This is a genomic window from Pseudomonas sp. IT-P395 (genome assembly GCF_949767675.1).
GTDB lineage: Bacteria > Pseudomonadota > Gammaproteobacteria > Pseudomonadales > Pseudomonadaceae > Aquipseudomonas.
The window spans coordinates 128,006-154,720 of sequence record NZ_CATKPW010000003.1; the positions used below are offsets into that span (position 1 = coordinate 128,006).

15 protein-coding genes and 1 riboswitch are annotated in these 26,715 nt (G+C 58.1%); of the genes, 10 read left to right on the top strand and 5 right to left on the bottom strand.

From position 1 onward, the window contains the following. Positions 1 to 35: 35 nt before the first annotated feature. The 3 genes from ACM6IN_RS02940 to ACM6IN_RS02950 are packed head-to-tail and all read right to left on the bottom strand — an operon-like array spanning position 36 to position 7,682. The gene (locus ACM6IN_RS02940; protein ID WP_414915373.1) at positions 36 to 5,579 is read right to left on the bottom strand and encodes a calcium-binding protein; all 5,544 of its coding nucleotides are present in this window, start codon (positions 5,577 to 5,579) and stop codon (positions 36 to 38) included. A 2-nt stretch (positions 5,580 to 5,581) separates the two neighbouring features. Further along, positions 5,582 to 6,436, bottom strand: a complete 855-nt coding sequence (locus tag ACM6IN_RS02945; protein WP_414915374.1) for a hypothetical protein — start codon at positions 6,434 to 6,436, stop codon at positions 5,582 to 5,584. Between the two features lies 1 nt (position 6,437). Then, on the bottom strand, positions 6,438 to 7,682 hold the full coding sequence (locus tag ACM6IN_RS02950) for a glycosyltransferase family 4 protein (RefSeq protein ID WP_414915375.1): 1,245 nt from the start codon (positions 7,680 to 7,682) through the stop codon (positions 6,438 to 6,440). 580 nt (positions 7,683 to 8,262) lie between these two features. On the opposite strand from ACM6IN_RS02950, the gene ACM6IN_RS02955 reads away from it, so the two are divergent. After that, complete coding sequence (locus ACM6IN_RS02955) at positions 8,263 to 13,362, top strand: SET domain-containing protein-lysine N-methyltransferase (RefSeq protein ID WP_414915376.1); 5,100 nt, start codon at positions 8,263 to 8,265, stop codon at positions 13,360 to 13,362. Positions 13,363 to 13,494: 132 nt separating this feature from the next. Here the strand turns inward: ACM6IN_RS02955 and ACM6IN_RS02960 are convergent, their stop codons facing one another. Both ACM6IN_RS02960 and ACM6IN_RS02965 read right to left on the bottom strand, forming a co-directional pair. Then, on the bottom strand, positions 13,495 to 13,902 hold the full coding sequence (locus ACM6IN_RS02960; protein WP_007911452.1) for a hypothetical protein: 408 nt from the start codon (positions 13,900 to 13,902) through the stop codon (positions 13,495 to 13,497). A gap of 180 nt (positions 13,903 to 14,082) precedes the next feature. Beyond that, the gene (locus tag ACM6IN_RS02965) at positions 14,083 to 14,346 is read right to left on the bottom strand and encodes a hypothetical protein (RefSeq protein WP_007911455.1); all 264 of its coding nucleotides are present in this window, start codon (positions 14,344 to 14,346) and stop codon (positions 14,083 to 14,085) included. 283 nt (positions 14,347 to 14,629) lie between these two features. Then, positions 14,630 to 14,730: riboswitch (guanidine-I (ykkC/yxkD leader) on the top strand. 63 nt (positions 14,731 to 14,793) lie between these two features. Here ACM6IN_RS02965 and ACM6IN_RS02970 point away from each other — a divergent pair. From ACM6IN_RS02970 to ACM6IN_RS03010, 9 genes are all read left to right on the top strand, one after another. After that, positions 14,794 to 15,861: a putative urea ABC transporter substrate-binding protein gene (locus ACM6IN_RS02970; RefSeq protein WP_007911457.1), complete on the top strand. Its 1,068-nt coding sequence runs from the start codon at positions 14,794 to 14,796 to the stop codon at positions 15,859 to 15,861. An 18-nt stretch (positions 15,862 to 15,879) separates the two neighbouring features. Continuing rightward, a complete protein-coding gene (locus tag ACM6IN_RS02975) occupies positions 15,880 to 16,695 on the top strand; it encodes an ABC transporter permease (RefSeq protein WP_095113796.1) in 816 nt (271 codons plus the stop codon). Then, positions 16,692 to 17,480, top strand: a complete 789-nt coding sequence (locus ACM6IN_RS02980; protein WP_123376328.1) for an ABC transporter ATP-binding protein — start codon at positions 16,692 to 16,694, stop codon at positions 17,478 to 17,480. Before ACM6IN_RS02975 ends, ACM6IN_RS02980 begins: the two co-directional genes overlap by 4 nt. A gap of 25 nt (positions 17,481 to 17,505) precedes the next feature. Beyond that, positions 17,506 to 18,231, top strand: coding sequence for an urea amidolyase associated protein UAAP1 (locus ACM6IN_RS02985; RefSeq protein WP_042704882.1), 726 nt, complete (start codon positions 17,506 to 17,508; stop codon positions 18,229 to 18,231). Positions 18,232 to 18,242: 11 nt separating this feature from the next. Further along, the gene (locus ACM6IN_RS02990; RefSeq protein ID WP_095113798.1) at positions 18,243 to 18,884 is read left to right on the top strand and encodes an urea amidolyase associated protein UAAP2; all 642 of its coding nucleotides are present in this window, start codon (positions 18,243 to 18,245) and stop codon (positions 18,882 to 18,884) included. Positions 18,885 to 19,162: 278 nt separating this feature from the next. Continuing rightward, positions 19,163 to 22,795: an urea carboxylase gene (gene uca / locus ACM6IN_RS02995; RefSeq protein WP_414915377.1), complete on the top strand. Its 3,633-nt coding sequence runs from the start codon at positions 19,163 to 19,165 to the stop codon at positions 22,793 to 22,795. Between the two features lie 24 nt (positions 22,796 to 22,819). Then, complete coding sequence (gene atzF, locus ACM6IN_RS03000) at positions 22,820 to 24,592, top strand: allophanate hydrolase (protein WP_414915378.1); 1,773 nt, start codon at positions 22,820 to 22,822, stop codon at positions 24,590 to 24,592. A 384-nt stretch (positions 24,593 to 24,976) separates the two neighbouring features. After that, on the top strand, positions 24,977 to 26,464 hold the full coding sequence (locus ACM6IN_RS03005) for a sensor domain-containing diguanylate cyclase (protein WP_095113801.1): 1,488 nt from the start codon (positions 24,977 to 24,979) through the stop codon (positions 26,462 to 26,464). Continuing rightward, a complete protein-coding gene (locus tag ACM6IN_RS03010; protein WP_414915379.1) occupies positions 26,457 to 26,687 on the top strand; it encodes a cysteine-rich CWC family protein in 231 nt (76 codons plus the stop codon). Before ACM6IN_RS03005 ends, ACM6IN_RS03010 begins: the two co-directional genes overlap by 8 nt. The last annotated feature ends 28 nt before the right edge of the window (positions 26,688 to 26,715 follow it).

Here is a 26,715-nt window from a genome sequence, read left to right on the forward strand (position 1 = left end):
CCATCGCGAGCTGGCTCAATCAGTCGCCATACGACTCAGACATTCAGCTCGTAAAACTGAATGATCTCCGTCATCGCCCGCTGCGCTTCTTCGTCGCCCTTTATCAAAATGTCTTCGACATCCCTCAATGGCGGAAGCGGGTGCAGACGTTCAGCAATCTGCATCGCGCTGTAGTCTTGAGTCGCTGTTCCTTCGCTGGCTCTTATGAAGCCGATTGCGCTTTCGCCTGCGGCAAAATGATTGGAAACCCGGATTTTCGGTGCCATGCCGTAATCCACCACGATCACCAGATCATCGCGCTCACGGTGAAACTTCAAGCTGTCGATCGTCAGCCTACGTTCGGAAAAGTCGATCCCGTCAAGGCCGTCTCCGCGATTGATGATCACGTCCCTGCCGAGGCCATCGTATCGGTAGATATCATTTCCGGCGCCGCCGGTCAGCGTGTCATTGCCCGGCCCACCCAACAGCAGATCATCACCGGGGCTGCCCGTGAGCACGTCATCCCCTTCCATGCCTCGGATTTCCCCCGCGCCGCTTATCGTGTCGTTGCCTCGACCACCGACTAACGGCAGCGCCCGTCCGTCTCGCAGAGACGTAAAACGCGTTGAATTGTTAACGGTTACACCCGTATGAAAAGTCTCGGGCGCAGGGCCCAGCTGACTTGACTCCAAGAGTTGCTTCAAACTCACGACCGACCCATCGGCGAAATTCAAGAGCTCAATCCCGGCCCCCTCAAGTTCACCGTTGAGGGGCAGGACGATGCGAACTTTCTGTATCCCGCCCCAATTGATATCGAGTGTCGGATGGAGCATTTTCGCTCTTGGCGGATTGCGGTGTGCCCCGCGACCAGGGTTGGGTTCCAGCTCGACATGTGTGGTTTCTATCAGCGCAGCACCCCAGCTCAATTGCAGTGCATTGCGCTGCGCATCTGCTGGAAGGACGACCGTGTCCTGATCGATCAATCCGTACTTGTCTTTCCACCCCGCTGCGCCAACTTCTGCTCGGTGGAAAACAGGGTTCGGCACATCCGCAATCGTGGTAGTTGCTCCGGCGTGCGCTTGCACGATGTAGGTGTCGGCACCGTCTTCACCGTAAAGCCAATCATCCCCTGCCCCGCTGACCAGATAGTCGGCGCCCTCGGAGCCCAGCAAGGTATCGTCACCTGCACCTGCGGATAAAAACGCGCCCGGTGTTCTGTCGCCGATAGTGCCGTAGTCAAGTGGGGAGCCTGCATAAGCGACAATCAGATCGTCTCCCGCGCCGCCGTGAAAAACGTTTTCCACTTCGACGTTGACTCGCCCGCCGGCATCGTCGCCAGAGACGATTTTGCGTTTGATCGTTTCAGTTGTGACATCCCAGCGAAACGCCTTGGGCACCGTTTCCCCCGAACCGAAGCTTGCTGCCGGATAGATGTACCAGCCCTCAAGCGCGCCGGATTCCTTACGGTCTTCAACCAATACATCTCCGGTATTGAATGAAAAGCCGTTGGCCGAGCCGGATCGATAATAGCGAGGCGCCTGACTCGAAGAGGCTATCGCCCCATCGGCTTTCACCTGCTTATGTTCGACACGGGTTGTGGTTTTCGACTGCCTTTCACTGACCACGGCATGCCCTGCATCAACCTTCATCCATGGCGGCGCGTCAGACAGTGTTCCCGTTTCGACGCCGTCATCGCTCAGCTCGGTGTGAGTGATGTAACCGGTGTCGCTAGTCGTGATATGACTGCGAACCCAGACGCCTTGATCACTCAAGGTGAAACCTGTGGCGTGTTTGCGGGCGTAGCGCTTGGATTTGATTTGCGCGAGGAATTTTTCAGTCCAGTCAACGGGGTGATCAGATGCCACAGGGCGTGGCGCCGCGATGGTTACATCGTCTGGCTGGACCGGATCTTCAACTTTGCTTTGCTGGATTCCTGAGGCGGTTACAACTTCCGGTACAGGTGACTCGGGCACCTTTATCGGCGGCAATGTTTTACGCAGGACATCCTCATAATCAAGTACAACGCCATCGCTGAAACTGAATGTGGAATCCTTCCACTGCTCGTGACTCTTGATGAGTATCGCGTCGCCCGCGCCGTTGGCCAGCCGCAATACCGTGCCGACGGCAACTTCAATAATGTCGGCTTTCAGACTTTGTGCGGAAAAGCCTGCGCCGAACCTGATGATGTTGCAGCCGCCGGCATCGGTAACAATATCCAGACCATCGCCAGCGCCGAAATAGTAAACATCAGCGCCGTCACGGCCTTCCAGCACGTCGTTACCGGCACCGCCATCAAAAACGTTATTGCCGGAATCGCCGCGAAGGTGGTCTACGCCCTCCCCGCCCAATAACGTGTCGTTGCCACCACCGCCCAGCAAGGTATCGTTGCCTGATCCACCGTCCAGATAATCTGCGCCGTGTTCGGCCTCGGCTGTCTGCTCATAGTCGCCGGATAAAATGTCATCATCAGCGCCGCCATAAAGCGTGTCGGCGCCCAAGCCGCCCAAAAGGGTATCGTTTCCTTCATCGCCTTGAAGGTAATCATTGTTGATTCCACCTGACTGCAGGTTGGACACATCGCCATCCATCGCGTCAGCTCCTGCCCCACCGATCAGGGTATCGGAGCCACCCATTCCCTGAAGTGTGTCATCGCCCGCTCCACCATCAAGTAAATCATTGCCGTGATAACGAACCGGATGCTCAGCATGATCCCCGGCCAGCGCGTCGTTACCTTCACCTCCGAGCAGCAGATCATCCGCCCCACCGCCCCAGAGCTTGTCGTCTCCTGCACCACCGTCCAGCAGGTCATTTCCAAAAAAGTGGGCGGCGTCCCCGGCAACGCCGTTCAGTACATCGTCATCCCCCTTGAGAGTGTCATTGCCTGAGCCACCATAAATCGCATCGGCTCCACCGTTACCAGTGAGCCAATCATCGCCACTGCCACCGTCCAATACATCGTTGCCATGGTGTTTGCTTTGCAGGCCACCGCCCCAGTCGAGGTTATCGCCCATCATTGTGTCGTTACCGCTTCCTCCGGCCAGCGTGTCATTTCCACCATCCCCCGAAAGAAGATCATCTTCAGTTCCGCCATCAAGCAGGTCCTCGCCCCATCCACCATTGAGAACATCACGACCGCCCTGGCCGTAGAGAACATCGTTATCACCCTGCGTCGAACTGTTAAAGGAGGCCTTTGAAAAGACAGTTCGGTGACTGGTGACACCACCATCTATAAGAACGTCGACGCGTTTGAATCCCCATTTCTGCTCCAGCGCGCCGGTCGTTTCATCGCCTGATAAAATGTCATCCCCCGCACCTCCAATCAGCGTATCCCGATCGTTACCGCCCAGAAGCACGTCCTGGGATGCCGTACCGATGAGCAAATCGTGGCCGGCGCCTCCATCAAGCCAATCACCTCGAGCTGCTTTCCCTTTAACGTCGCCAGCGGCCATGGCTTTTTCGAGCGTCGTCTGTTTATCCCCAAACAATTGATCGTTTCCATCCTTGCCGAACAATCGATCAGAACCGCCAAGTCCGAGAATGACGTCGTCCTTGGCAGAGCCGTAAAGCACATCGGCCTTGTTTCTCTGTTTTACGTTGGCCAATAGCAAGGCGTTGCCCAGCTCATCGTATGAGAACTGATCCCCGGGCACATTGGGGTCGAAATCTTTCGCTTTCCAGTCGCCCTTAAGAACCAGATCGGGAGCAGAGACCGTATGGCCTTGGTATTCAGGAAGTCGGATGCCAAGCATCCCGGAGCGGAAGTTCTTGATAACGACGAGGTCGTTCAGGCCATATTTGATGTTGAGCGTGGGTTCAGTGAGTTCTTCGATGAGGGTCAGGGTGATGGCCTGATCCTCGGTCGACCAGATATTGCCCAAAGGGGCGCAACGTTTGAGTGAAGGAATCGGCGAGCCGTTGATCCATAGCTGCCCATTTGGGGTGGCGTCGAAGATTTCATCGATGCCATCACCGCTGGAAAACTCATAGCGGTCGCTGCCCTCACCACCGATCAAAGAGTCGTTACCCTTTCCTCCGAGCAGAACATCATCACCGGCCATTCCGTGCAGCGCATCATTGCCGTCGCCTCCGGCAAGCAAATCGTTGCCGCGTCCACCCTCAATGACATCGTGACCTGCCAGCCCGTTGATCGTGTCATTGCCCGCGCCACCATAAAGATGATCAGTGTTCGCACCGCCCGCGAAAGACCGCGCGCCGTCATCACCGAACATGACCAGCGAGTTCAACACACCCGTGGTCATCGGCACCTGTTTGGCTGAGGCGAGATCGGAGTAGGAAAACTTCTGCAGCGAGTGTTCTCCAAACGAGCGCTGAGTTCGGGCAATCAAACGGGCCAACATCTGCGCACGATCGGTAAGCCATTGCGCGGTAATGAAACCTTCGCCAGTCAGCGGATCGTAGAGCTCCAGTCCGCGTCCGGGGTAACCGTCAGCTCGCTCAAGGACGATTTCACTGAGTTGCTTCAGGGAATTGCGCAGCGCCAGGCCGATGGGTGTCGACTCGCCAGCCAGTTTTGCCCATGAATTCGCGTTTCCGTATTCACCTATTGATCGGGTGACGATGCTTTGGGACTGCTCTGGTGGAAATGCCGAGAAGAATGCGTAAGCGTTGGTGGCGAAGCTTTCATCGGTGGTAGGTGGCGCTGCTGAATCGCCGTCGTAGGTGCGCTTGAACATGTCCAGAAATTCGTTCTGGCCGTAACGCAACATAAGGTCGACCACGGCGGAAACCGGCGTGCCTTTCACGACATGCTGAATCAGGGGATTGAGGCTGCCACTGGCGAGCGCGATATTGATTTGCTCCGGCACGACAGAAAGCAGACTTTGCAATGGATTGATGCCGAAATTGCTGATCGCCGCTCGCAGGCCGACACTGTATGAATCGATGGCGAACAGAATATTTTTATAGTCATCGAGCCTGTTGGCTTGTGCCTGAATTGGTGGGCCGCCATCTTCCCGCTCCGCATCACCAGCGGAGATTAATCTCCAGGTTTCATAGGGTGGCATTCCACCCAGCAGGCTGAACCCGACTGTCCCGGACCAACCGGCGTTATGGCTCACGGCTGTATCTTTCTCTCCGCAAGCCTCACTAAACAGTGCCTTGCCGATCGCACTGGCATCAATCTCTGCAATCTGGCTGATGGACGGCACCGTCCAGGGTGCCAGTCGACCGGCGAGAGATCCGTCGATCAAGGTATTGATGAAATTGGCGGCGACCTGATTCGATGACAGTTGCATCAGCTCTTCACTGAAAATTTTATTCAATCTCAGTTCACCTTGCCGCGACGTATAACCGCGAATCAGGGCGGAGTAGGCACCGTTTCCACCGTTGGCATCAATGGCCACGGCAAGCCAGAGCCTGGCACTTTTCAGAATTTCTCCCGCTTCTTGATCGACAGCGGTAACCTCAGAAACTCTTCTGCCAATAATATCGAATAGCTTTTGATACAGGGGAGCGCAGTGAGCCCCTGTTAATTCCAGCGCAAGATATTCGACATCTTCAGAATCGAACATCAGCCCCTTGCAAATGTTTGCTGCATTTAAAATTTCTGTTTTTTCCAGATCATTAAAAACATAACTCATCGTTACTTCCTTGTAATAACAGAGCGTGAAAGATAGCCACTGAGAAATTTAAGCATTTCAGGTGATTCTCGTAATGACCATAAACCGAGACTTACCCGACCGCGCCCTCCGGAAAAGTCGAAGCTGTGTAACTCCACAGTGCAAAAAAAGTTCAAACCCCCAAAATCCAGGTTTTCCAATTCGGTTCTACTGAGCTTTGCCAATTTCTTGTCAGTCAGTTCTTCTTCAGCAGCCGGGCGAATCAAGCCGTTACAGCTTATCAATCGAGGGGTGCCATCACGCCGCGGCCAGTCAGCAATGACAAACTTTCGAACGGAAGCCTCATTCTTGAAATGCGGAGGAGGTGCATTCAGCCAAAGTTCCAGTCCAGGATAATTTTTCAACTTCACAATCAACTCATCCGGCCAGTTGATGTGGCGATAGCCCCGTTCATGAGGCTCGGTGGTTTCTTTTTTTGTATAAAGCCCGGCGTTCAGTTTATAAAGACGCCAACTTTCAGGAATCGACTTCAGGCTCTGATCCTGGTACCGGCGCAAGCCCGTCCCGGTCCACCAGAAATGCCCCTTGAGCGTATTGGCCAGACACGCTTTCTTATTCGCCAATTCAGGCATGCCCACATAAAACTCCGGGACCAGAGTCTTATCCACATAGCTGCCGCCCAGTATGGGCACCTGCTTCAGGCTCGCCAGCTTCTTTTGACAGGCCTCCTGATCCGCGTAATAGATTGCCATTGCCTCAGCGACTTCTTCTTTACGGATATAAAAATCAACCACGCAGTAACAGACATAAATAAACAAGCCGTATTTCAACAACGTCTTAAACCATTTAACCCATTGCTTACGCGACATCCCGAGCATTTCAAAGCTCCCGGTCAAACTGAGTTTCAGGCTGTTTCTTGAGATGTCCGGACATCGCGCTTTCAAATACCTCAAAGTAGTGTTTAGTGCCGTACTCCACATCAAATCTGCTCGCCGTCAACTTCGCGGCGCTGCGCAGGCTGTCGTACTCATCAACGGAATCAAGAACCTTGGTAATACGTTTGGCGATACCGTGATGATCGAAGAAATCCACCAGCATTCCATTGTGACCATCGACGATCACCTCCCTTACCGGAGCCGTATCTGACGCTACTACCACACACCCAGCCGCCATCGCCTCCAATAACGACCACGACAAAACAAACGGATACGTCAAATAAACATGAATCTTTGAGCAGTCCAGAATCGCGCGGTAAGTCCGGTAAGGAAGCTTCCCAGTGAAATGAACGGTGGAATGATCGAAACTTACCTCTGCCTGCATCCTGCTGCGCCAATTTGCATAGCCAACCGGCTTACACCCATAACTGACGTCATCACCGCCCACTACGATTATCTGCGCATGGGGACACTCAGCCTGAATATGCGGGATCGCTCGCATAAAACTGTGAAACCCGCGATAAGGCTCAAGATTCCTCGCGACATAAGTAACGATCGGCTGCCCGGCTCTCAGCTCGACGCCATTGGGCAACCTGACGGCCCCAACTTTCGCCAAGCAAGAACTTTGAATGACGCCCTCGTGAATAACCCGAATGGCCGACTGATGAGCGGCCGGAAACAGACTGCGCTGCCACCGCGTAGGCGCAATGGCAATGTCACATTGTTCGAGATTCAAAAGATGCAGCGAATTGAGCACTCGCAGCCTTGATGACTCTCTTGTGGCTCGCGGGAATTCAGGGTCGAACCCAGAGTCCGCGCCCTGCGCTCGATAGTAATATTCGCAATAGTGAATAAGCGGCGTGTCAGGATAGACATCCTTGACGAAGAGCGTTTCCCCCCATCCGGGATGAGCAAGAATCACGTCCGGCCGATAACCCGAATGTTTCAGTCGGCTCAGAATTTGAAAAACTTTCTCTCCATCAGTCACCGCTTGTTCGTAACGGATCAGATAGGGGTGAATAGCGCCCGCTGCTCTGCTGGCGGCGCGGTATCGATATATTTTCACCTCTGCGATACCCGGCGCCGTATCCCGACCTATCGCCAAAACCTCGTAACGCCTGTCAATCGCCGCCAGCACCACGTGACGGAACTGGCCCGGAAAGTTTTGGTGAATCACAAGAAGCTTCATAGCGGCATCGTCCTTTTATTCGCCGCTAATGAACTGAGTTTTGCTCACCTCGATCGGCAGGAACAAACGCTAACAAATGCAAGGAAATGAAACTGTAGGAAGCGTCCGGGAATGCCCTAGGAGAAGGCTAATGGGACGACTTTTCGACGGGCATAAAAAAGCGGTGCGGCACCCGTTGGCGGATTTGAGGGTTTACTGGGCCTATCGCCGGATTGGACAGGAAGTCCGTTTACATCCTCTCCGGCCGCGCGACACTGGGCTCATCTGACCTGTACGCAAAGTCTCACACTTGGTTTATGGCGTTTGTTCACGGAGTGTTTTTACTCTCGTGAATGCTGGAAGCGCCCCCGCGTTTCCCAAGGACGACTCTTTGACTATGGACAGTCTCATGACGGGCAATACCCTCGTAATCACACCTTCGCAGATTCACCCGCTCCCCCTTGACGATCAATCCACGCCAGAACCTGACGACATCGACTCGTCAAACGCAGGTACCGGCAGTGCCATCCGGCAACCGCTGGGTAATCCGGGTGGGGCGTTGTCCTGGCCGATTCCACTGAGTCCAGACGAACAACGGCGCTTGCGCCTGATCACGATGAATCATGCGCACCATTTGGGCGATCAGCCGCTGGTGATGCAAACCAAGGGCGGTGTGCTGGAGTTTCTGCGCTATCGCTGCCCACTCCCGGATAACATCGTGAACGATCCGGCCTGGATACTTGAAACCCTGCTCGGCTGTGCGCAAGGGCAACTGATGGGCAGAGCTTTGCAACAGAAAATGCAAGGCATTGACAGCGCAAGCAGTGCGATCGATTACCTGCTGGCGGGCATCACACTGCAGCTGGACCCCGAATCGATCACAACCCCTGATCGGCACAAAACAGCCGGCTTTGATCTGGCCAGTGATCGGCATTGGGGTCGGCACGCCTCTGAAGTTGCAGGTGAACTGGCTGCTCATTTAAGCCGTGAAGGTAAAACCAGCGCTGACTTGGCGAAAGCCGGTGCGTACCTTTTGTTGGCCAGGCTGGCCCCGCAGTTTCTGATTGCAGAGACTCCTCAGAATCTGAAAGTTGGCAGTCTGGCTTGGGCCAACCTGACCATGGCAGCAATGGCCATCGAAGCTCAAACACCGGGCAAAGTCCCCGGCCTGACGTTTGCCCAGGTCATGAGCATGGCGCAAAGTGCCCGCCTGGCAGACCCTGCGTCTACCCAGCGCATTCAGACAGCTGCTTTACTCGATTGGGCCATGGCCAACGAAATCATCCTGAAAATAAACGATGACAGCTACACCGCCGGACAACTTGAAACGATAAGAGCGACATTTAACCAGGAGCTGGATGAGCGGCTTGCTGCCGCCAGAATACTGGACAAGGAATTACCGACACGAAAAGACATTGCCCTGGCCATATTGATGGAGCGATTTGGCGATTTGGGTCCGCTTTTCGAAGTCAAGGCACTCCACACAGATACATATCGTGGCGAGCGTGGACAGACGGGTTTTAGTGGCATTCATTCGCTACTGGATTACGCGATGATGGATTTGCCGAATCCACGGCCGCTGGCATCGAGTGACTCGCGTATTCCCTTGGAGGCATTGAACAGTAACCCGACATTTGGCGTGCGGGAGGCTTTCGAACAGCAATTCACGCGCGCCATAGAGGCTAAAAAAACCGCTGTCAATACAACGGTCAGGCACATGATCTCCCTGCTCCCACGGGAGGACCGAAAGAATTTCGAGTTTGGAAAAATCAGCTTTTTCCAGCAAGGATCATTTTTGTCAGATGGCTTTTTCAACCATACCCCCTGCCCGAACGCGCCCGGACTGCTCATTGGAACGCAGTTGAGCGGCCACTTCCACGCGTATGAAATCAACATCAATAAAGACACGATCGAACGCATAGCCCCGCACAAGGCAAAGCATCAGGATTCCAGGGAAGCCAACAAATATTTTACGACCAGAGAGCTTGTCCCCCGTGAGGCGGCAAATGAACTGGGTCGTGAGCGCACCGTCAGCGAATCACTTTTGAACAGTTTCAACAGCGCTCGGTCCCGTGCGATTGCCGATACCTTTGTACAACATCTTGATCTGGATGACCCCACAATCAAAGAGCTGGCACGCGGGCAGACGCCTATGGACGAATATTACCGGCCCAAGGCGCTGGGGGAGTTTTTGTTGAACCTGATTCCCTTCAGGTCCGCCATCGTCAATTTTCAGAAGGGCAACTACGGCGAGGCGGTATTTGATCTCACAGTGGATGTATTCGGTTTTCTCACTGCGGGCGCCGCCACTGCCGGAAAATTGATCAGGATCGGCAGGACAGCTCTTTCCGCCGGGACCAAGGCACTGAAGACCGTTCATGTTATCGGCGTCGCCACCATCGAGGTGCTCAACCCGGTGGGTGGCCTGGGTAATCTGGCCAGACTCCTCGCTACCGGCGGCGCTCATCTACTCTCCCGAGGTGCCAAAACCGTCAACCGGCTCAGGGGCGCCGCTGACAGCTACGACGTATTGAAAGCTGTCAGCACACAATATGATGCGGCGGCAACAGGCACCATAAAAGTGGCTGGCCAGACTGTGGAAGGCGCCGCCGTGTTGAAGAATGGTCACTGGTATTCATTTGATGCCAACACGATGCGACCTTATGGCAGCCCGATCGTGGAGTTCGCGGTCGCCACCCAGGCGGTCGCCGGCAGAGTGATCATTTCACACGTCGATGAGTTACTCGAGCTGAGCCATGATCTTTTCGGGCATTACGGTGTGCCCGAGTCCACAATCACCGGGCTCTCTCGCAACAGTCAAGGGGTATATGTTGCCGCCGATGGGCATCTCTCCCACATACGCCATACCGATAGCAGCGGTAAATCGGCGGTGTACGAGGTCAGACAGATCACTCGCACGGAAGACGGCATTGTGCAGGCGCGGGTCTATCACAATAACCGGCAAACCGAATTGCTGATTCAGCATCTCCGGGATGAGCAGTGGCAACGACTGGGCGCACAAGGGGCTGGGCGGGAGATTACCGCATTGCATTTGCGGATATGGGAAGCATTGTCGACGGCGCAACAGCAACAAGTTACTCGCAGCGGCTTCGCCCGACAGTATCTGCTACCTCGCAAAACATTTGAGTATTACGTCAAGCCTGATGGCCAATTGAACGCCACGGGCGTGCTGGTGCGCGACCGCCCCGTTGACACGCCATTCAATCTGCCGAGCGAAGCGCATGTCCGCGAATGGCAGAAAATGACGCAGAACGCCCGTGACGTAATGACCATGGGTGGATTTGCCGGCCTGCATCACCTGAACCCGGCAACCTTCAGAAGTTACGTCAGGGCCGACGGTCGCCTGGGGCCGGCTGGCGAAGTGCTGCTGCACAGAGCGGCCGGGGGTACCTATAACCCATTTACAGATGACTATCTGCACCAGTGGAATGCGCTCTTCAGGCAGCCGGACAACGCGATGACAGCCACGCAGTTCATGCATCAACATCAGCTCAACCCCTTCATATGGCAGAAGAACGTCAAGCAAGATGGATCCCTGACAGAGGAAGCTATCAAACGTCTCGATAAGGCGGGACAAAACATCAATCAGCCTGTCTCGCTTCAGCAATCAGAAGCGCAGGTGATTCGGCAGATCGAGGTGCCCGGCAAGGTTCCGAAGGGCAAGACCCAGAGGGTCACTGCCGAGCACCTGCGGCGATGGGAGGCACTGCCTCAAGCAGAACAGCAACAGTTAACCCGAGAAGGCTTTGCACTGCAGAATAATCTGCCGCGAAAAACATTCGAGTACTACGTGAAGCCTGACGGCCAATTGAGCGAAACCGGCGTACTCGTACGCGACCGTCCGACAGACAAAACCTTCAATCGGACAAGCGAAACGCACGTCCGTTACTGGCAAAACATGACTCAGCAAGAGCGTGACACCATCACAATTCAAGGATTTTCCGGTCATCATTATCTTCAACCAGAGACCTTTGCGGGGTATGTGTACGCCAATGGAAGCTTGAGGCCAGCTGGACAATCGCTACTGCACCGCGCGGCCGGTGGCACCTATAACATTTTGACCGATGAACATTTGCGTCAGTGGTACGAGCTTTCCAGACAGCAAGACAACACCCTCACGGCAGAGGATTTTGTCCGTCGGCACTCACTCAATCCTGCTACATGGCAATCGAAAGTCAAAGTCGATGGTACCCTCAGAACCGCAGCCTTACGGCGTATCGAAAGCGGAGCACAAAGCACAAGAGTGCGCAAACAAAGGATCACTACCGAACATTTGCGAAACTGGCAGGCGTTACCGCAAGCAGAGCGACAGAGCCTCACACGCGCAGGCTTTGCCCGACAGAACAATCTGCCGCGGAAAACATTTGAGTACTACGTGAAACCTGACGGCGACTTGAGCGCGACCGGCATATCAGTACGAGACCGTCCTGCCGACCTGGCCTTCAACCAGCCGGATGAAACACATGTCCGTGACTGGCAGAAGATGTCTCAGCAGGAGCGAGACACAATGACCGTGGAAGGTTTTGCCGGTCATCATCATCTTCATCCGAATACACTTTACAGTTATGTCCGGGCCGATGGAGGTCTGGGGCCAAAGGGGCAGGCCTTGATGCACAGGGCCATAGGCCATACTTATAACGCAATTACCGACGAACATTTACGCCGCTGGGACATGCTTTTCAGGCTTGCGGACAACACCGTCTCGGCGACAGCGTTCGGGCGCCAGAACGGACTCGATCTCCGCCAATGGATGAGCTACGTCAACATTGACGGCACGTTAAAAGACACAGCCTTGCGACGTCTCGAAGGAGTGGGGCAAAGTCCCCTGCCACGCCTTGAAGACCAGCCCCCTGAAACGATTGCGCCACAAAAGCGCCCGGCGCCGGTCTCGCTGGACTCACCGCAACCGAAGAAGCCCGCCGAGGCGCCAGAGCGTGTCGACGAAATTCCAGGCCCCTCTTCCGACATCTTGCCAGTCACCATCAAGATTGAACCTGGGGCTTCCTCGTCGTTGCCTCATCAAGCCGACAACACATTGCCGATCCTGCAAGACCCGCAAAACCCGACAATCAGCCGGACCTTATCCGTAGAGGGACCGATTGATGACATCCGTATCGCCAACTGGAGAGGCCTGCTTGACGGTCTCGATAGCGCAAGCAAACAACACGTATCAACTCAGATCAAGGAATCGATCAAAGACTGGTTGCGTACCGAAGGGCAGCATCAGCCGAGGTTTGATCAGACTCTGGAAGTGCTCACGGCCCTGGATGACGGTGGACCCAATCGCGGCGCGTCGGTATGGGCGCGCCGCGATATTGCCAAATTTGAGGTGCTTGGACCGTACGCGGGCAAATTCCACGAATCAGAAGCGTCATTGTTTCGGGAGATACGCAAACAAGGTTCACGGGCTGTACTGACCTATTTGTTCGGCACACGTTCGGGCAATCGCTCAGTGAGTGCGCTGCACACGGGCAATACCCTGAGCCTGATCAATACCTCGCAACTGGGCAATGGCCCGGCATGGAGGTCGAATAACGTCATTACCATCGCCGCGGGGAAAAACCTGACCTTCTACGTGGCGCTGAATGACATTCGCAAGGGAGATGAATTACTGGTGGATTACGGCCTGTCCTACAAGCCGGTGCCTGATATAGCGATCAAACCGGACCCTAGTCGCTGATCATCAGATTCAAGCGCCAAAGCGACCGCGGCCTTAAGTCATTTAGTGCGCTTAACAGTTGGTCTTCATCCTGACGATATCCTCAGGCACAAAAAAGCGGCGCTTCAAGCGCCGCTTTTCATTTGCGGGTGATTACCAGCGGTTACCACGCCCATTGTGATCGCCGCGTCCACTGTGTCGGTCGTAGTTGCCACGACCGCGATGGTCGTTATCCCAACCGCCGCGACGGTGGCCATTCCAGCGCCCGCGATCATTGTCGTGCCAGCGACGGCTTTCGTAGTAGCGCGGGGCCGGTTGGTAGTAACGCGGCGCCGACTGGTAATAGCGCGGTTGCTGGTAGTACCGCGGGGCTGGCTGGTAGTAACGTGGCTGCGCGTAATACGTGCTGCCACCCCGGTAATAGGTGCCGCCTGTGTTGTAGTAGGCCGGTGCGGGTGACGTGTAGACCTCTGAGCTGTAATACGAGTCCGCGTAAGAGTACGGGACGCAACCGGCAACGGAAAACATCAACGCAGCAAGCAGAAGAATTCGTCTATACATGGCGGCCTCCTGGACCGCGGGTTGGCCACACCAGCGACGCTGGCAGGCGACAGTCATTTAATCGGTGACTGTCGAAAAATCAGACAGCGTTTTCGGCATCTGGTGCGTTCCTGCAACAAGTTGAAACAAGTGATTAATGAAATCCTGTTCATTTGGAAAACGCTGTCATTCAGCCGCTGATTAATGGTGGCCACCGTGATATCCGCCGCCGTGATAACCCCGTCCGTAACCACCCCGATACCCGTAGCCACCGTGGTAATAACGCGCACCGCCGTAGTAGCGTGGCCCGTAATAACCACCGTAGTAATAAGGCGAGTAATAGCCGGGATAGTAGTAGGTGGACGGATACGCATCGTAGGGACCGGCGTAGTAATAACAACCGGACAGACCGAAACCGAGCACCGCTCCCAGCAGCGCCCTTCGCAACGTTTTTTGAATGAGCATGGCGGCCTCCTGAAAGACCCGCGACAGCAGTCGGCACAGACCGGCTGACATCTGTTTTGACTGGCGAAGCCATGCCGAGTGCCAACACCGCAAAACCATCAGATCAGCGGCAACCACGCTGCATGACGGTGCAGCCGCGCACCAACACAAAGCGCCACATCGCCCTCACCTGCAAACCGACGCCACCCGCGCGCCCGAGCCAGAGCGCCTGACGCAACTTGGCACGCCTCTCGCTTTAGCAAACCCGTGCAGGAGTCATCACAGGTTCGCGGCACCACAATTTGCAATGGCTGACTAGGGTTCCGGCTCGCAATCGCGAGTGGCTGGTCCGAGAGTTGGCGACCTCCAGTTGAGGTTACACGGCGGGACAAAAGCCCGGGAGACAAGCCACCGTTCGCGGTGCCGCGTTGCCTTCCTGTCCGCCCTTGATCAACTGGAGAATCCACCATGACCCGACTACGTTTGCCCGCCCTGCTCGCCGCCGCCTTCGCCGCGCTCATCAGCACGCAATCCCCCGCCGCCCAGAAAGACCACTTCAGCGTCTGCTGGACGATTTACGCCGGCTGGATGCCCTGGGAATACGCCGGCAGCCAGGGCATCGTCGACAAATGGGCGAAGAAGTACGGGATCAAGATCGACGTCGTGCAGCTCAACGACTACGTCGAATCGATCAACCAGTACACCGCCGGCCAGTTCGACGGCTGCACCATGACCAACATGGACGCGCTGACCATTCCGGCCGCCGGCGGCGTCGACAGCACCGCGTTGATCGTCAGCGACTTTTCCAACGGTAACGACGGCATCGTCCTCAAGGGCGCCGGCAAGAAAGTCGCCGACCTCAAGGGCATGGACGTCAACCTGGTCGAACTGTCGGTCTCGCACTACCTGCTGGCCCGCGCGCTGGACTCGGTCGACCTGACCGAGAAAGACCTGAAAGTGGTCAACACTTCCGACGCAGATATCTCCGCCGCTTTCAACACCGAACAGGTCAACGCCGTCACTACTTGGAACCCAATGCTCTCGGACATCAAGGCCAAACCGGGCGTGACCGAGGTGTTCAATTCCAGCCAGATTCCTGGCGAGATCATGGACATGATGGTGGTCAACAGCGCCACCCTCAAAGACAACCCGGCGCTGGGCAAAGCACTGACCGGTGCGTGGTTCGAAGTGGTCGAGCTGATGAACGCCAAGAACGCCGCGAGCAAAGCTGCGCTGGAGCACATGGCCAAAGCCTCGGGCACCGACCTCGCTGGATTCCAGGCGCAACTCGACACCACCAAACTGTTCGCCACGCCAAGCGAAGCGCTGAACTTCGCCACCAGCAAACAACTGCCGGAAACCATGCGCAAGGTCGCCGAATTCTCCTTCCAGCACGGCTTGCTCGGCGAAGGCGCGAAAGACACCAGCGCGGTCGGCATGGCCTTCGCCAACGGCGTGACCAGTGGCGACACCGGCAACCTCAAGCTGCGTTTCGATCCGACTTACGTGCAGATGGCCGCCGACGCCAAGCTGTAAGCCACGGAGGATTTGGCCATGCGCCTGATCAATCGCCACCCGGATCGCCCCAGTCGCCTGCTGTTGGTGATCCTGCCGTTCGCGCTGGTGTTGTTCGCCTACTTCATGGGCTCGGCCGAGCGCCTGGCGGAAAACCCCAACGACAAACTGCTGCCCAGCGCCGTGCAGATGAGCGACGCGGTAAAACGCCTGGCCTTCAATGCCGACAGCCGCACCGGTGACTACCTGTTGTGGCAGGACACCGCGTCGAGTCTGCGGCGCCTGGCCATCGGCCTCGGCATCGCTGCATTGGCCGGGCTGTGCCTGGGCATCGCCGCCGGCACGCTGCCGTTGTTCGGCGCGCCGTTGTCGCCGCTGCTGACAGTGCTGTCGATGGTGCCGCCGCTGGCGATCCTGCCGATTCTGTTCATCGTCTTCGGTCTGGGCGAGTTGTCGAAAGTCATGCTGATCGTGATCGGCATCACCCCGGCCCTCGCTCGCGACCTGGAACAGCGCGCACGGGAAATTCCCGTCGAACTGCTGATCAAGGCGCAGACCCTCGGCGCCTCGACCTGGACATTGATGCTGCGGGTGGTGTTGCCGCAACTGTTGCCGCGTTTGTTGATCTCGTTGCGGCTGATGCTCGGTTCAGCGTGGCTGTTCCTGATTGCCGCCGAAGCGATCGCCTCCACCGACGGCCTCGGCTACCGGATTTTTCTGGTCCGGCGTTATCTGGCGATGGATGTGATTCTGCCGTACGTGGTGTGGATCACCCTCCTCGCCTGGCTGATGGATTGGGGCCTGAAATACCTGACCCGTCGCGCCTTCCCTTGGTATGAGGGAGCGGCCAAATGAGCTTCATCACCGTGAAAAACGTCTGGCAGCAATACGCCGATCAGGTGGTGCTGGAAGGCTTGAACCTGAGCGTCAATGAGGGCGAGTTCTGCACCCTGGTCGGCGCGTCCGGTTGCGGCAAATCGACCTTCCTGCGCCTGCTGCTCGGCCAGGAAACCGCGAGTCGCGGCGAGATTCTGCTCGACGGTCAAGCGCTGGCCAGCGAACCGGATGCCAGCCGTGGCGTGGTGTTCCAGCGCTACTCGGTGTTCCCGCATTTGAGCGTGCTCGACAACGTCGCCCTCGGCCTCGAATTGCCGCGTGCGCCGCTGATCGGTCGGTTGTTCGGCAGCGCCAAACGTGAGGCGCGCGAACAAGCGGCGGCATTGCTGAATAAAGTCGGCCTCGGCCATGCCCTCGACAAATACCCGGCGCAGTTGTCCGGCGGCATGCAGCAACGCTTGGCGATTGCCCAGGCACTGATCATGAAACCGCGGGTGTTGCTGCTCGACGAACCGTTCGGCGCGCTCGATCCGGGCATCCGCAAGGACATGCACGCCTTGCTGCTGGAGCTGTGGCGCGAGACCCAGTTGACCGTGTTCATGGTCACCCATGACCTGTCCGAAGGTTTCAGCCTCGGCACCCGTCTGCTGGTGTTCGACAAGGTGCGCCTCGACCCGCACGCCCCCGGCGCCTATGGCGCACGCATCACCTACGACATCCCTTTGAACAGCGACCGCCGCGCCCAACGCGCCGCCGTCGACGCCTTGCCGTTGCCACTGGCAGGCGCCCTTCGCACCGCTTGAGAGGACTGCTCCAATGAATAAACCGATGACTGATTCGACCCAACTGTTCCCACCGTTTGCCGAAGAAATGCTCCCCGGTGGCGGCCACCGTTCCTTCGTGTTGAAGCGCGGCCAATTGCTGCGCCTGACTGATCTGCGCGGTGGCGCCAACGTCAGCCTGACCCTGCTCAACGCCAATGAAAAAACCGAGCGGCTGAACCTGCCCGACAGCCTCAAGTGCCAACACACCGCCAAACTCACCAGCGGCCACTGCCTGTACTCGGACATGGGCCGCGTACTCGCCGCAATCACTGCCGACACCTGCGGCTGGAGCGACAGTCTCGGCGGTGTGCTCTGCGCCGAAGAAGTCGCAGAAAAGTACGGCCAGGGCCGCTATCAGGAACTGCGCAACGGCTTCTTCCGCAACGGCACCGACAACCTGTTGGTGGAACTCGGTAAGTGGGGTTTGGGCCTGTCCGACCTGCTGATGACGCTCAATCTGTTCAGCCGCGTGAATGTAGATGAGGCCGGGCGTTTCCACTTCGTCGAGGGCAATTCCAAGGCTGGCGATTACATCGAACTGTACGCGCCGATGGACACGCTGGTGGTGCTCACCGCGCTGCAACACCCGATGGATCCGGCGCCGGAATACGCACCAAAACCACTGAAGCTGAGCTGGATGAACGCCGACGCCAGCGTCGCCGAACACTGCCGCACCTCGCGCCCGGAAAATGAGCGCGGCTTTATCAACACCGACCGTTTGTTCGCCTGAGGATCGCTGCCATGTCAGTTGCTATCGCCACTTCGCAAAAACAACCCGACGCAGCGGTGTACCGCGCCACAATCCCGGCCGGTGAACCCTGGCTGATGGAGGTCAAGGCTGGCCAGACCCTGCGCATTCTCGACCTGGAAGGCAATCAGGCCGTCGATACCTTGTTCTACAGCCTCGCCAACCCCAAGGAACGCTACGACGTGCAGCGCACCTTGCGTCGACAGAACAGCGTCTACCTGAGCACCGGCAGCGTGCTGTATTCCAACCTCGGCCACGCAATGCTGACCATCGTCGCCGACACCTGCGGACGCCACGACACCCTCGGCGGCGCGTGCGCGCAAGAGAGCAACACCGTGCGCTACGCCCTGGAAAAACGCTACATGCACAGCTGCCGCGACAACTACCTGCGCGCCTGTGCCCATGATGGGCGACTGGGCAAAGGTGACATCGGGCCGAACATCAATTTCTTCATGAACGTGCCAGTGACCGCCGATGGCGGGCTGACCTTCGAGGACGGGATTTCGGCGCCGGGCAAGTACGTCGACTTGCGTGCGGAGATGGATGTGATTGTGTTGATTTCCAACTGTCCGCAGTTGAACAACCCGTGCAACGCCTACAACCCGACACCTGCGGAGCTGCTGGTATGGAACTGAAAATCAGCCGTTTGCGCCGTTGGCTTTTCGCCCTGTGCCAGGCCCGTTCCGGGCAATGCCTTAAAAAGTGAAACCAGCACAAATCCCATTGTAGGAGTGAGCCTGCTCGCGATCGCGGTGTGTCAGACACATCAGTTTTGATTGATCCGACGCTATCGCGAGCAGGCTCACTCCTACAGGGGCTCGGTGGTGATCTGAAGTGGTTTTTTCATCCGGGACGGCCCGGATGTCTGTCGAAAAACAGCGGGACGGCCCGCTTCCCCTTTAGGGGTTATGCCATGTTCGAAAAAGTCCTCATCGCCAACCGTGGCGCCATTGCCTGCCGCATCCTGCGCACCCTCGGCGCACTGCAGGTCAAAGGCGTGGCGGTGTATTCCGAAGCCGACGCCGCCAGCCTGCACATCCTGCACGCCGATGAAGCGCACAGCCTCGGTGAAGGCGCTGCCGCCGGCACCTATCTGGCGGTCGAAAAAATCCTCGCCATCGCCAAGCAAAGCGGCGCCACCGCGATCCATCCCGGCTACGGATTCCTCTCGGAAAACGCCGCGTTCGCCGAAGCCTGCGCAGCGCAGAACATCGCCTTCATCGGCCCGACGCCGGAGCAACTGCGCGTGTTCGGCCTCAAACACACCGCCCGCGCGTTGGCCAAACAACACGGCGTGCCCATGCTCGAAGGCACCGAACTGCTCGACAGCCTCGACGCCGCGCTGATTGCCGGCGAACAAGTCGGCTACCCGGTGATGCTGAAAAGCACCGCCGGCGGTGGCGGCATCGGCATGCGCGTGTGCCGCAGCGCCAGCGAACTGAGCGAGTCGTTCGAAGCGGTGAAACGCCTCGGTCAGAACAACTTCAGCGACGCCGGCGTGTTTATCGAGAAGTACATTCAGCGCGCCCGGCACCTGGAGGTGCAGATGTTCGGCGACGGACGCGGCGAGGTCATCGCCCTCGGCGTGCGCGACTGCTCGGTGCAGCGGCGCAATCAGAAAGTCCTCGAAGAAACCCCGGCGCCGAACTTGCCCGACGGCATGGCCGACGAGCTGTGCGCGGCGGCGATCAAACTGGCGAAGGCGGTGAACTACCGAAGCGCCGGCACGGTTGAATTCGTCTTCGACAGCGACGCGCAGCGCTTCTACTTTCTCGAAGTGAACACACGGTTGCAGGTGGAGCATGGCGTCACTGAGCAAGTATGGGGCGTGGATCTGGTGCGCTGGATGGTTGAGCTGGCGGCGGGAGATTTACCGCCGCTGAGCGAGTTGTATCGTCAGCTGAAACCCGAGGGCCACGCGATTCAGGCGCGCCTGTACGCGGAGGATCCCGGCCGCGATTTTCAGCCGAGCCCAGGCTTGCTGACAGCCGTGGAATTCCCGCCGGCCAACGGTATTCAACTGCGCATCGATACCTGGGTTGAGGCCGGTTGCGAGATTCCGCCGTACTTCGATCCGATGATTGCCAAGGTCATCACCTGGGCGCCGACCCGCGAACAGGCGCGTGCCGAGTTGCATCAAGCGTTAGGCGACAGTCTGTTGTACGGCGTGGAAACCAACCGCGATTACCTGCGGCAGATTCTCCTCGACGCGCCGTTCGCCAGCGGTGAGCCGTGGACCCGTTGTCTGGAAGGTCTGGTCTATCGCGCCAACACTTTTGAAGTGCTCAGCGCAGGCACGCAAACCAGCGTGCAGGATTATCCCGGTCGCCTCGGTTACTGGGCTGTCGGTGTACCTCCATCGGGGCCGATGGACAGTCGCGCGCTGCGTTTGGGCAATCGTCTGCTCGGCAACGCTGACGGCGCGGCGGCGCTGGAAATCACCATGAGCGGGCCGTTGCTGCGCTTCAATTGCACAGCAGTGGTCGCGGTGACGGGGGCGCCGATTGCCTTGACGCTTGAAGGCACAAGCGTGCCGATGAACACCGCGCTGCTGATCCCGGCGGGCGCGACGTTGCATCTGGGCAGCATCAGCGGCGCCGGGGCACGCAGTTATCTGTGCCTGCGCGGTGGTTTGCAGGTGCCGGATTATCTGGGCAGTAAAAGCACTTTCACCCTCGGCCAGTTTGGTGGGCATGGTGGTCGGGCGTTGCGTGCCGGGGATGTGTTGCATATCCCTGCGCTGACTGACCGCAGTGCTGGCCAGCAGTTGACCGAGCAGCACATCACCGCGTTGCCAGCGGTGCGGCAGATCAGGGTGATTTACGGCCCGCACGGCGCACCAGAATATTTTACGGAAAACTACATCGGCAGTTTTTTTCAAACCCAGTGGGAAGTGCATTTCAACTCCAGCCGCACCGGTGTCCGCCTGATCGGGCCGAAGCCGGAATGGGTGCGTGCCGACGGTGGCGAGGCCGGGTTGCATCCATCGAACATTCACGACAATCCGTATGCCATCGGCGCGGTGGATTTCACCGGTGACATGCCCGTCATCCTCGGCCCGGACGGCCCGAGCCTTGGTGGGTTTGTCTGCCCGGTGACGGTGATCGAGGCGGATCTGTGGCAACTGGGGCAGCTCAAGGCTGGCGATAAAATCCAGTTCATCCCCGTCGACCTCAAAACCGCCCGCGATCTCGCCCTGAAATGGGATAACTGTGGGAGCTGGCTTGCCAGCGATGGGGCCCGTCCAGACACCGCATTAACTTCATCGCTGGCAAGCCAGCTCCCACAGGATCTTGTGTCGCCTGTGGTGCTGGAGTTGGGTCAGGGTGATATGCGCTTGGTTGGGCGGGTCTCTGGCGATACTCACCTATTGTTGGAAATCGGCGAGCCTGAACTCAATCTCGTCCTGCGCTTCCGCGCCCACGCCCTCATGCAAGCGCTGGAACACAAATCCCTGCACGGCGTGATCGACCTCACCCCCGGCATTCGCTCATTGCAAATCCACTATCAACCCGAGCAACTGCCGCTGGCCGATCTGCTCGACATCGTCGCCGGTGAATGGGACGCGGTGTGCGCCGCCAACGACCTGCAAGTGCCGTCGCGCATCATCCATTTGCCGCTGTCGTGGGACGACCCAGCCTGCCAGTTGGCCATCGAAAAATACATGACTACTGTGCGCAAGGACGCGCCGTGGTGCCCGAGCAATCTGGAGTTCATCCGCCGCATCAACGACCTGCCCAACCTCGACGAAGTGCAGCGCACGGTGTTCGAGGCGAGCTATCTGGTGATGGGGCTTGGCGACGTTTACCTCGGCGCGCCAGTGGCCACACCACTCGATCCGCGTCATCGTCTGGTCACAACCAAATACAACCCGGCACGCACCTGGACCGCCGAGAATTCGGTGGGCATCGGCGGTGCCTATATGTGCGTGTACGGCATGGAAGGTCCCGGCGGTTATCAGTTTGTCGGGCGCACCTTGCAGATGTGGAACCGCTACCGCGAAGTCGCCGCGTTCGACGGCAAACCGTGGCTGCTGCGCTTCTTCGATCAGATTCGTTTCTACCCGGTCAGCGCCGAAGAACTGCTGCGCATTCGCCGCGATTTTCCGCTGGGGCGTTTCGAGCTGAACATCGAACACAGCCAGCTCAACCTCGCCGAGTATCAGGCGTTTCTCAGCCGTGAAGCCGAGAGCATCAACGCGTTTCGTGCTCAGCAACAAGGCGCATTCAACGCCGAGCGCGAACGCTGGATCGCCAGCGGTCAGGCGCATTTCGACAGCGAAGAAGCCGTGGCGGAGTCCAGCGAAGACGCTCCACTGGCCGACGGTGAGCACAGCGTCGACAGCCACATTGCCGGCAATCTCTGGCAGGTGCAGGTCGAGGCCGGCAGCCGTGTCGCGGCGGGTGACGTGCTGGTGATTCTCGAGTCGATGAAGATGGAAATCCCGGTACTCGCGCCGATGGCCGGGGTGGTGCGCGAGATCCGCGTGCAGCCCGGTTCGGCGGTGCGCGCCGGACAACGGGTCGTGGTGCTGGAACTCGACTGAAGCCAATTGGATAAGGATCAACTCATGAATCTGCAACTCGATGTTCTGCGCCAGGCCTATCGCAATGGCGACACAACACCACGTCAACTGCTGGCGAAACTGCGCGAGAAAGCTGCCGCGCTGAACCCGGATTATCACCTGTTCATTCATCTGCTCAGCGTCGTTGAACTGGAGCCCTACCTTGCCGCCCTCGACGGCCGCGACCTCGACAGTCTGCCGCTGTATGGCGTGCCGTTTGCGATCAAGGACAACATTGATCTGGCGGGTATTGCCACCACCGCCGCGTGCCCGGACTTTGCTTATGTGCCGGAGCGCTCGGCGACCATCGTCGAGCAGTTGATCGCCTTGGGGGCGATTCCGCTGGGCAAGACCAACCTCGATCAATTCGCCACGGGGCTCAACGGCAGCCGCTCGCCGTATGGCGCGTGCCCAAACAGCGTGTTGCCGGAGTATCCGTCCGGGGGTTCCAGCGCCGGTTCGTCGCTGGCGGTGGCGTTGGGCGTGGCGAGTTTTGCCTTGGGCACCGACACCGCAGGCTCCGGTCGGGTGCCGGCGGCGCTGAATAATCTGGTTGGATTGAAGGCGAGCAAAGGCCTGATTTCCACGGCCGGTGTGCTGCCCGCATGCCGCACGCTGGATTGCGTGACCACGTTTACCGCGACGGCGCGTGAAGCCAGTCAGTTGCTCGCGTTGACGGCAAAACTTGATCCGCGCGACGAATACAGCCGCCGCAATCCATCGTGGAATGACGGCTCGGCGTTTGGTGCGCCACGCGCATTTCGATTCGGTGTGCCGCGCGCGCAGGATCTCAAGTTTTTCGGCTGCGTCGAAGGCCCGCTGCTGTTCGGCGATGCCATCGACCGGCTCAAGGCCCTGGGTGGCGAAGCGCTTGAACTGGACCTGTCGCCATTCCTTGAAGCCGCGCGCCTGCTTTACGAAGGGCCGTGGGTCGCCGAACGCTATAGCGTGGCAGGCGAGTTGATGGAGCAGAATCCCGAAGCGGTTTTGCCGGTGATTCGTGCCGTGCTGGCCAAGGCGCCGGCGGTGAGCGGCGTACAGACCTTCCGTGCGCAATATCGGCTGCAAGCCTTGAAAGCGCTGTGCGATCAGGCACTCGAAGATCTCGACTGCGTACTCACACCGACTATCGGCCGCCCGGTGACACTGGCCGAACTGCACGCCGAACCGGTTTTGCGTAACTCCGAACTGGGTTACTACACCAACTTCATGAACCTGCTCGACTACGCCGCCGTCGCCGTGCCGAGCGGGTTTATGGCCAATGGATTGCCGTGGGGCGTGACGCTGTTTGGCCGGGCGTTCACCGATCAATATCTGCTGAGCGTGGCCGATGCGCTGCAGCGTCAGCAGGACTCGGCATTGCCCACGCCCGCAAACGTTGCGCGCCATGATCGCGCACGCATCGTGGTGTGTGGCGCGCATTTGCAAGGGTTGGCGTTGAACTGGCAACTGACGCAGCGTGGCGGGAGATTGCTGGAGACGACGTTGAGTTCGCCGGACTATCAACTGCACGCGTTGGCCGGCGGCCCACCGCTGCGTCCGGGCATGGTGCGGGTCAAGGCTGGCGGTGTGGCGATTGCGGTGGAGGTGTGGGAATTGCCGAGCAGTGAGTTGGGCTCGTTCCTCAGCGGGATTCCGGCACCGCTTGGGTTGGGCAAGGTGCAACTGGCGGATGGACGTTGGGAGAGCGGGTTTATTTGTGAGCCGTATGGTCTGGAAGGGGCGCTGGACATCAGCCATTTGGGGGGATGGCGGGCGTATCTTGAAACTCGGAGTTGATCCAGAAACCAGCCCTCACCCTAGCCCTCTCCCGGAGGGAGAGGGGACTGACCGAGGTGTCTGTGATGGGATTGCCATTCAGTGATAATCCGTCGAACTCAGGTTTTGAAATCACCACAATTCAGCCCTCATCCCTGAGGGAGAGAGAACTGACCGGGGTGTCTTTAAGATAGTTGCCATTCGGTGATACCGAGCCGAACAAAATTTTTGAAATCACCACAATCTAGCTCCCTCTCCCTCCGGGAGAGGGCTGGGGTGAGGGAGCGATCCTCCAGACACACCCTCAACGTCATATCCCCCGCCATTTCAGGCATAAATCCCGCAGTCTTTTCCCGGCCATCCCACTAGAATGCATGCCATCGGGCCACTGCTAACGGATCTGCCATGCCGCTTCGTTCTCCCCTGTACTCGCAACGCTCACTGGTCCTGACGCTGATCGCCCTGCTCGGCGCCGGGTTCCTTGCCACGTCGTTACTCAGCTACTACGCCTCCCGCGAGTCGATCCGCGACAACATCGTCAACACCGAACTGCCGCTGACGTCCGACACGGTCTACTCGGAAATCCAGAAAGACCTCGTCAGGCCGATCCTGATTTCCTCGATGATGTCCCGCGACACCTTCATGCGCGACTGGGTGGTCAACGGCGAGCAAAATCCCGAGCAGATGACCCGCTACCTCGACGAAGTCATGACCCATTACGGCGCCTACACGGCTTTCTTCGTCTCCAACAGCACCCTCACCTACTACCACGCCAAAGGCGTGCTCAAGCAGGTCAAGGTCGATGAGCCGCGCGACGCCTGGTACTTCCGCGTGCGCGACATGAAGGACCCGTACGAGATCAACGTCGACCCGGATCTGGCTAACAAGGACAACCTGACGTTCTTCATCAACTACAAGGTTTACGACTATCACAATCGCTTCATCGGCGCGGCCGGGGTCGGTCTGACCGTGGACGCGGTGATCAAGTTGATCGACAAGTATCAACAGCGCTATCAACGCAGCGTGTACTTCGTCGACACCTTCGGCCGACTGGTGTTGACCGGCGCCGAGGGCGGGCCTGAAGGCGCGCACATCGGTCAGAGCCTGAGTGAACTGGAGAGCATGAAAAGTCTGGTGAGCCAGTTGCCGAAACCGCACAGCGGCAGCTACGAATATTCCGCTCATGGGCAAGGGCATTTCCTCAACGTACGGTTTATTCCGGAGCTGAACTGGTACCTGTTTGTCGATAAACGCGAAGACGGCGCGCTGAGTGAGATTCGCCAGTCTCTGTACCTGAATCTGCTGATCTGCCTGCTGGTGACGCTGATCGTTCTGGCGCTGCTCAACCGCGTGATCAAGCGTTATCAAAGCAAAATCCAGGCGCAGGCCATTCTCGACAGTCTCACCGAACTGCCCAACCGCCGTGGCTTCGACATTCTCGCCGCGCAGGCTCTGCACGAAGCCCAACGCGAAACCAAACCGCTGACGGCGTTGCTGCTCGACCTCGATCATTTCAAGGTGTTGAACGACACCTACGGGCACATGGCCGGCGATCAGGTATTGATCGGTTTTGCCCGCGACCTGCAAAGTTGCCTGCGCCACGCCGACATTGTCTGCCGCTGGGGCGGTGAGGAATTTATCGTTTTACTGAAGGACACCGACGGCGACACCGGTCAGAAAATTGCCGAAAAGATCCGCCAACACGTCGAACAGCACGAATATGCCTACGACGGCCACCGCCTCCATCTGACGGTAAGCATCGGCGCCACCACCCTGCAACGCGATGACACCTTGCACAGCCTGCTGTCGCGGGCCGATCATGCGATGTACCGGGCCAAACAAACCGGCCGCAATCGCACCTGCGTGGAAATGCCTCACTCGACTTATGCCTGATTCTGACGTTAAACCCGACCATTGCCCGGCCTGCGGCGCCCGCAACGACTGCAGCCTCGCCGACCCGCGCAGCGCCGACCGCGAATGCTGGTGCTATGGCGTGAGCATCGACCCGGCCGTGCTTGAAGCGTTGCCGCCAGAGTTGCGCAACCAATCCTGCCTGTGCCCGCGTTGCGCGCAGGTCGAGGCGCAACTGCAAGCGGCCAAGCAGCCGATCCCGTAAGATGCGCGCCCCTTCATTGATCGAACAC

What these genes read in the sequence shown, in the direction of transcription:
- atzF (WP_414915378.1), top strand. Translation starts at nt 22,820, where the DNA reads ATGAATCTGCAACTCGATGTTCTGCGCCAGGCCTATCGCAATGGCGAC.
- ACM6IN_RS02940 (WP_414915373.1), bottom strand. Translation starts at nt 5,579, where the DNA reads ATGAGTTATGTTTTTAATGATCTGGAAAAAACAGAAATTTTAAATGCA.
- ACM6IN_RS03010 (WP_414915379.1), top strand. Translation starts at nt 26,457, where the DNA reads ATGCCTGATTCTGACGTTAAACCCGACCATTGCCCGGCCTGCGGCGCC.
- ACM6IN_RS02960 (WP_007911452.1), bottom strand. Translation starts at nt 13,902, where the DNA reads ATGTATAGACGAATTCTTCTGCTTGCTGCGTTGATGTTTTCCGTTGCC.
- ACM6IN_RS02970 (WP_007911457.1), top strand. Translation starts at nt 14,794, where the DNA reads ATGACCCGACTACGTTTGCCCGCCCTGCTCGCCGCCGCCTTCGCCGCG.
- ACM6IN_RS02990 (WP_095113798.1), top strand. Translation starts at nt 18,243, where the DNA reads ATGTCAGTTGCTATCGCCACTTCGCAAAAACAACCCGACGCAGCGGTG.
- ACM6IN_RS02985 (WP_042704882.1), top strand. Translation starts at nt 17,506, where the DNA reads ATGACTGATTCGACCCAACTGTTCCCACCGTTTGCCGAAGAAATGCTC.
- ACM6IN_RS02980 (WP_123376328.1), top strand. Translation starts at nt 16,692, where the DNA reads ATGAGCTTCATCACCGTGAAAAACGTCTGGCAGCAATACGCCGATCAG.
- ACM6IN_RS02975 (WP_095113796.1), top strand. Translation starts at nt 15,880, where the DNA reads ATGCGCCTGATCAATCGCCACCCGGATCGCCCCAGTCGCCTGCTGTTG.
- ACM6IN_RS02965 (WP_007911455.1), bottom strand. Translation starts at nt 14,346, where the DNA reads ATGCTCATTCAAAAAACGTTGCGAAGGGCGCTGCTGGGAGCGGTGCTC.
- ACM6IN_RS03005 (WP_095113801.1), top strand. Translation starts at nt 24,977, where the DNA reads ATGCCGCTTCGTTCTCCCCTGTACTCGCAACGCTCACTGGTCCTGACG.
- uca (WP_414915377.1), top strand. Translation starts at nt 19,163, where the DNA reads ATGTTCGAAAAAGTCCTCATCGCCAACCGTGGCGCCATTGCCTGCCGC.
- ACM6IN_RS02950 (WP_414915375.1), bottom strand. Translation starts at nt 7,682, where the DNA reads ATGAAGCTTCTTGTGATTCACCAAAACTTTCCGGGCCAGTTCCGTCAC.
- ACM6IN_RS02945 (WP_414915374.1), bottom strand. Translation starts at nt 6,436, where the DNA reads ATGCTCGGGATGTCGCGTAAGCAATGGGTTAAATGGTTTAAGACGTTG.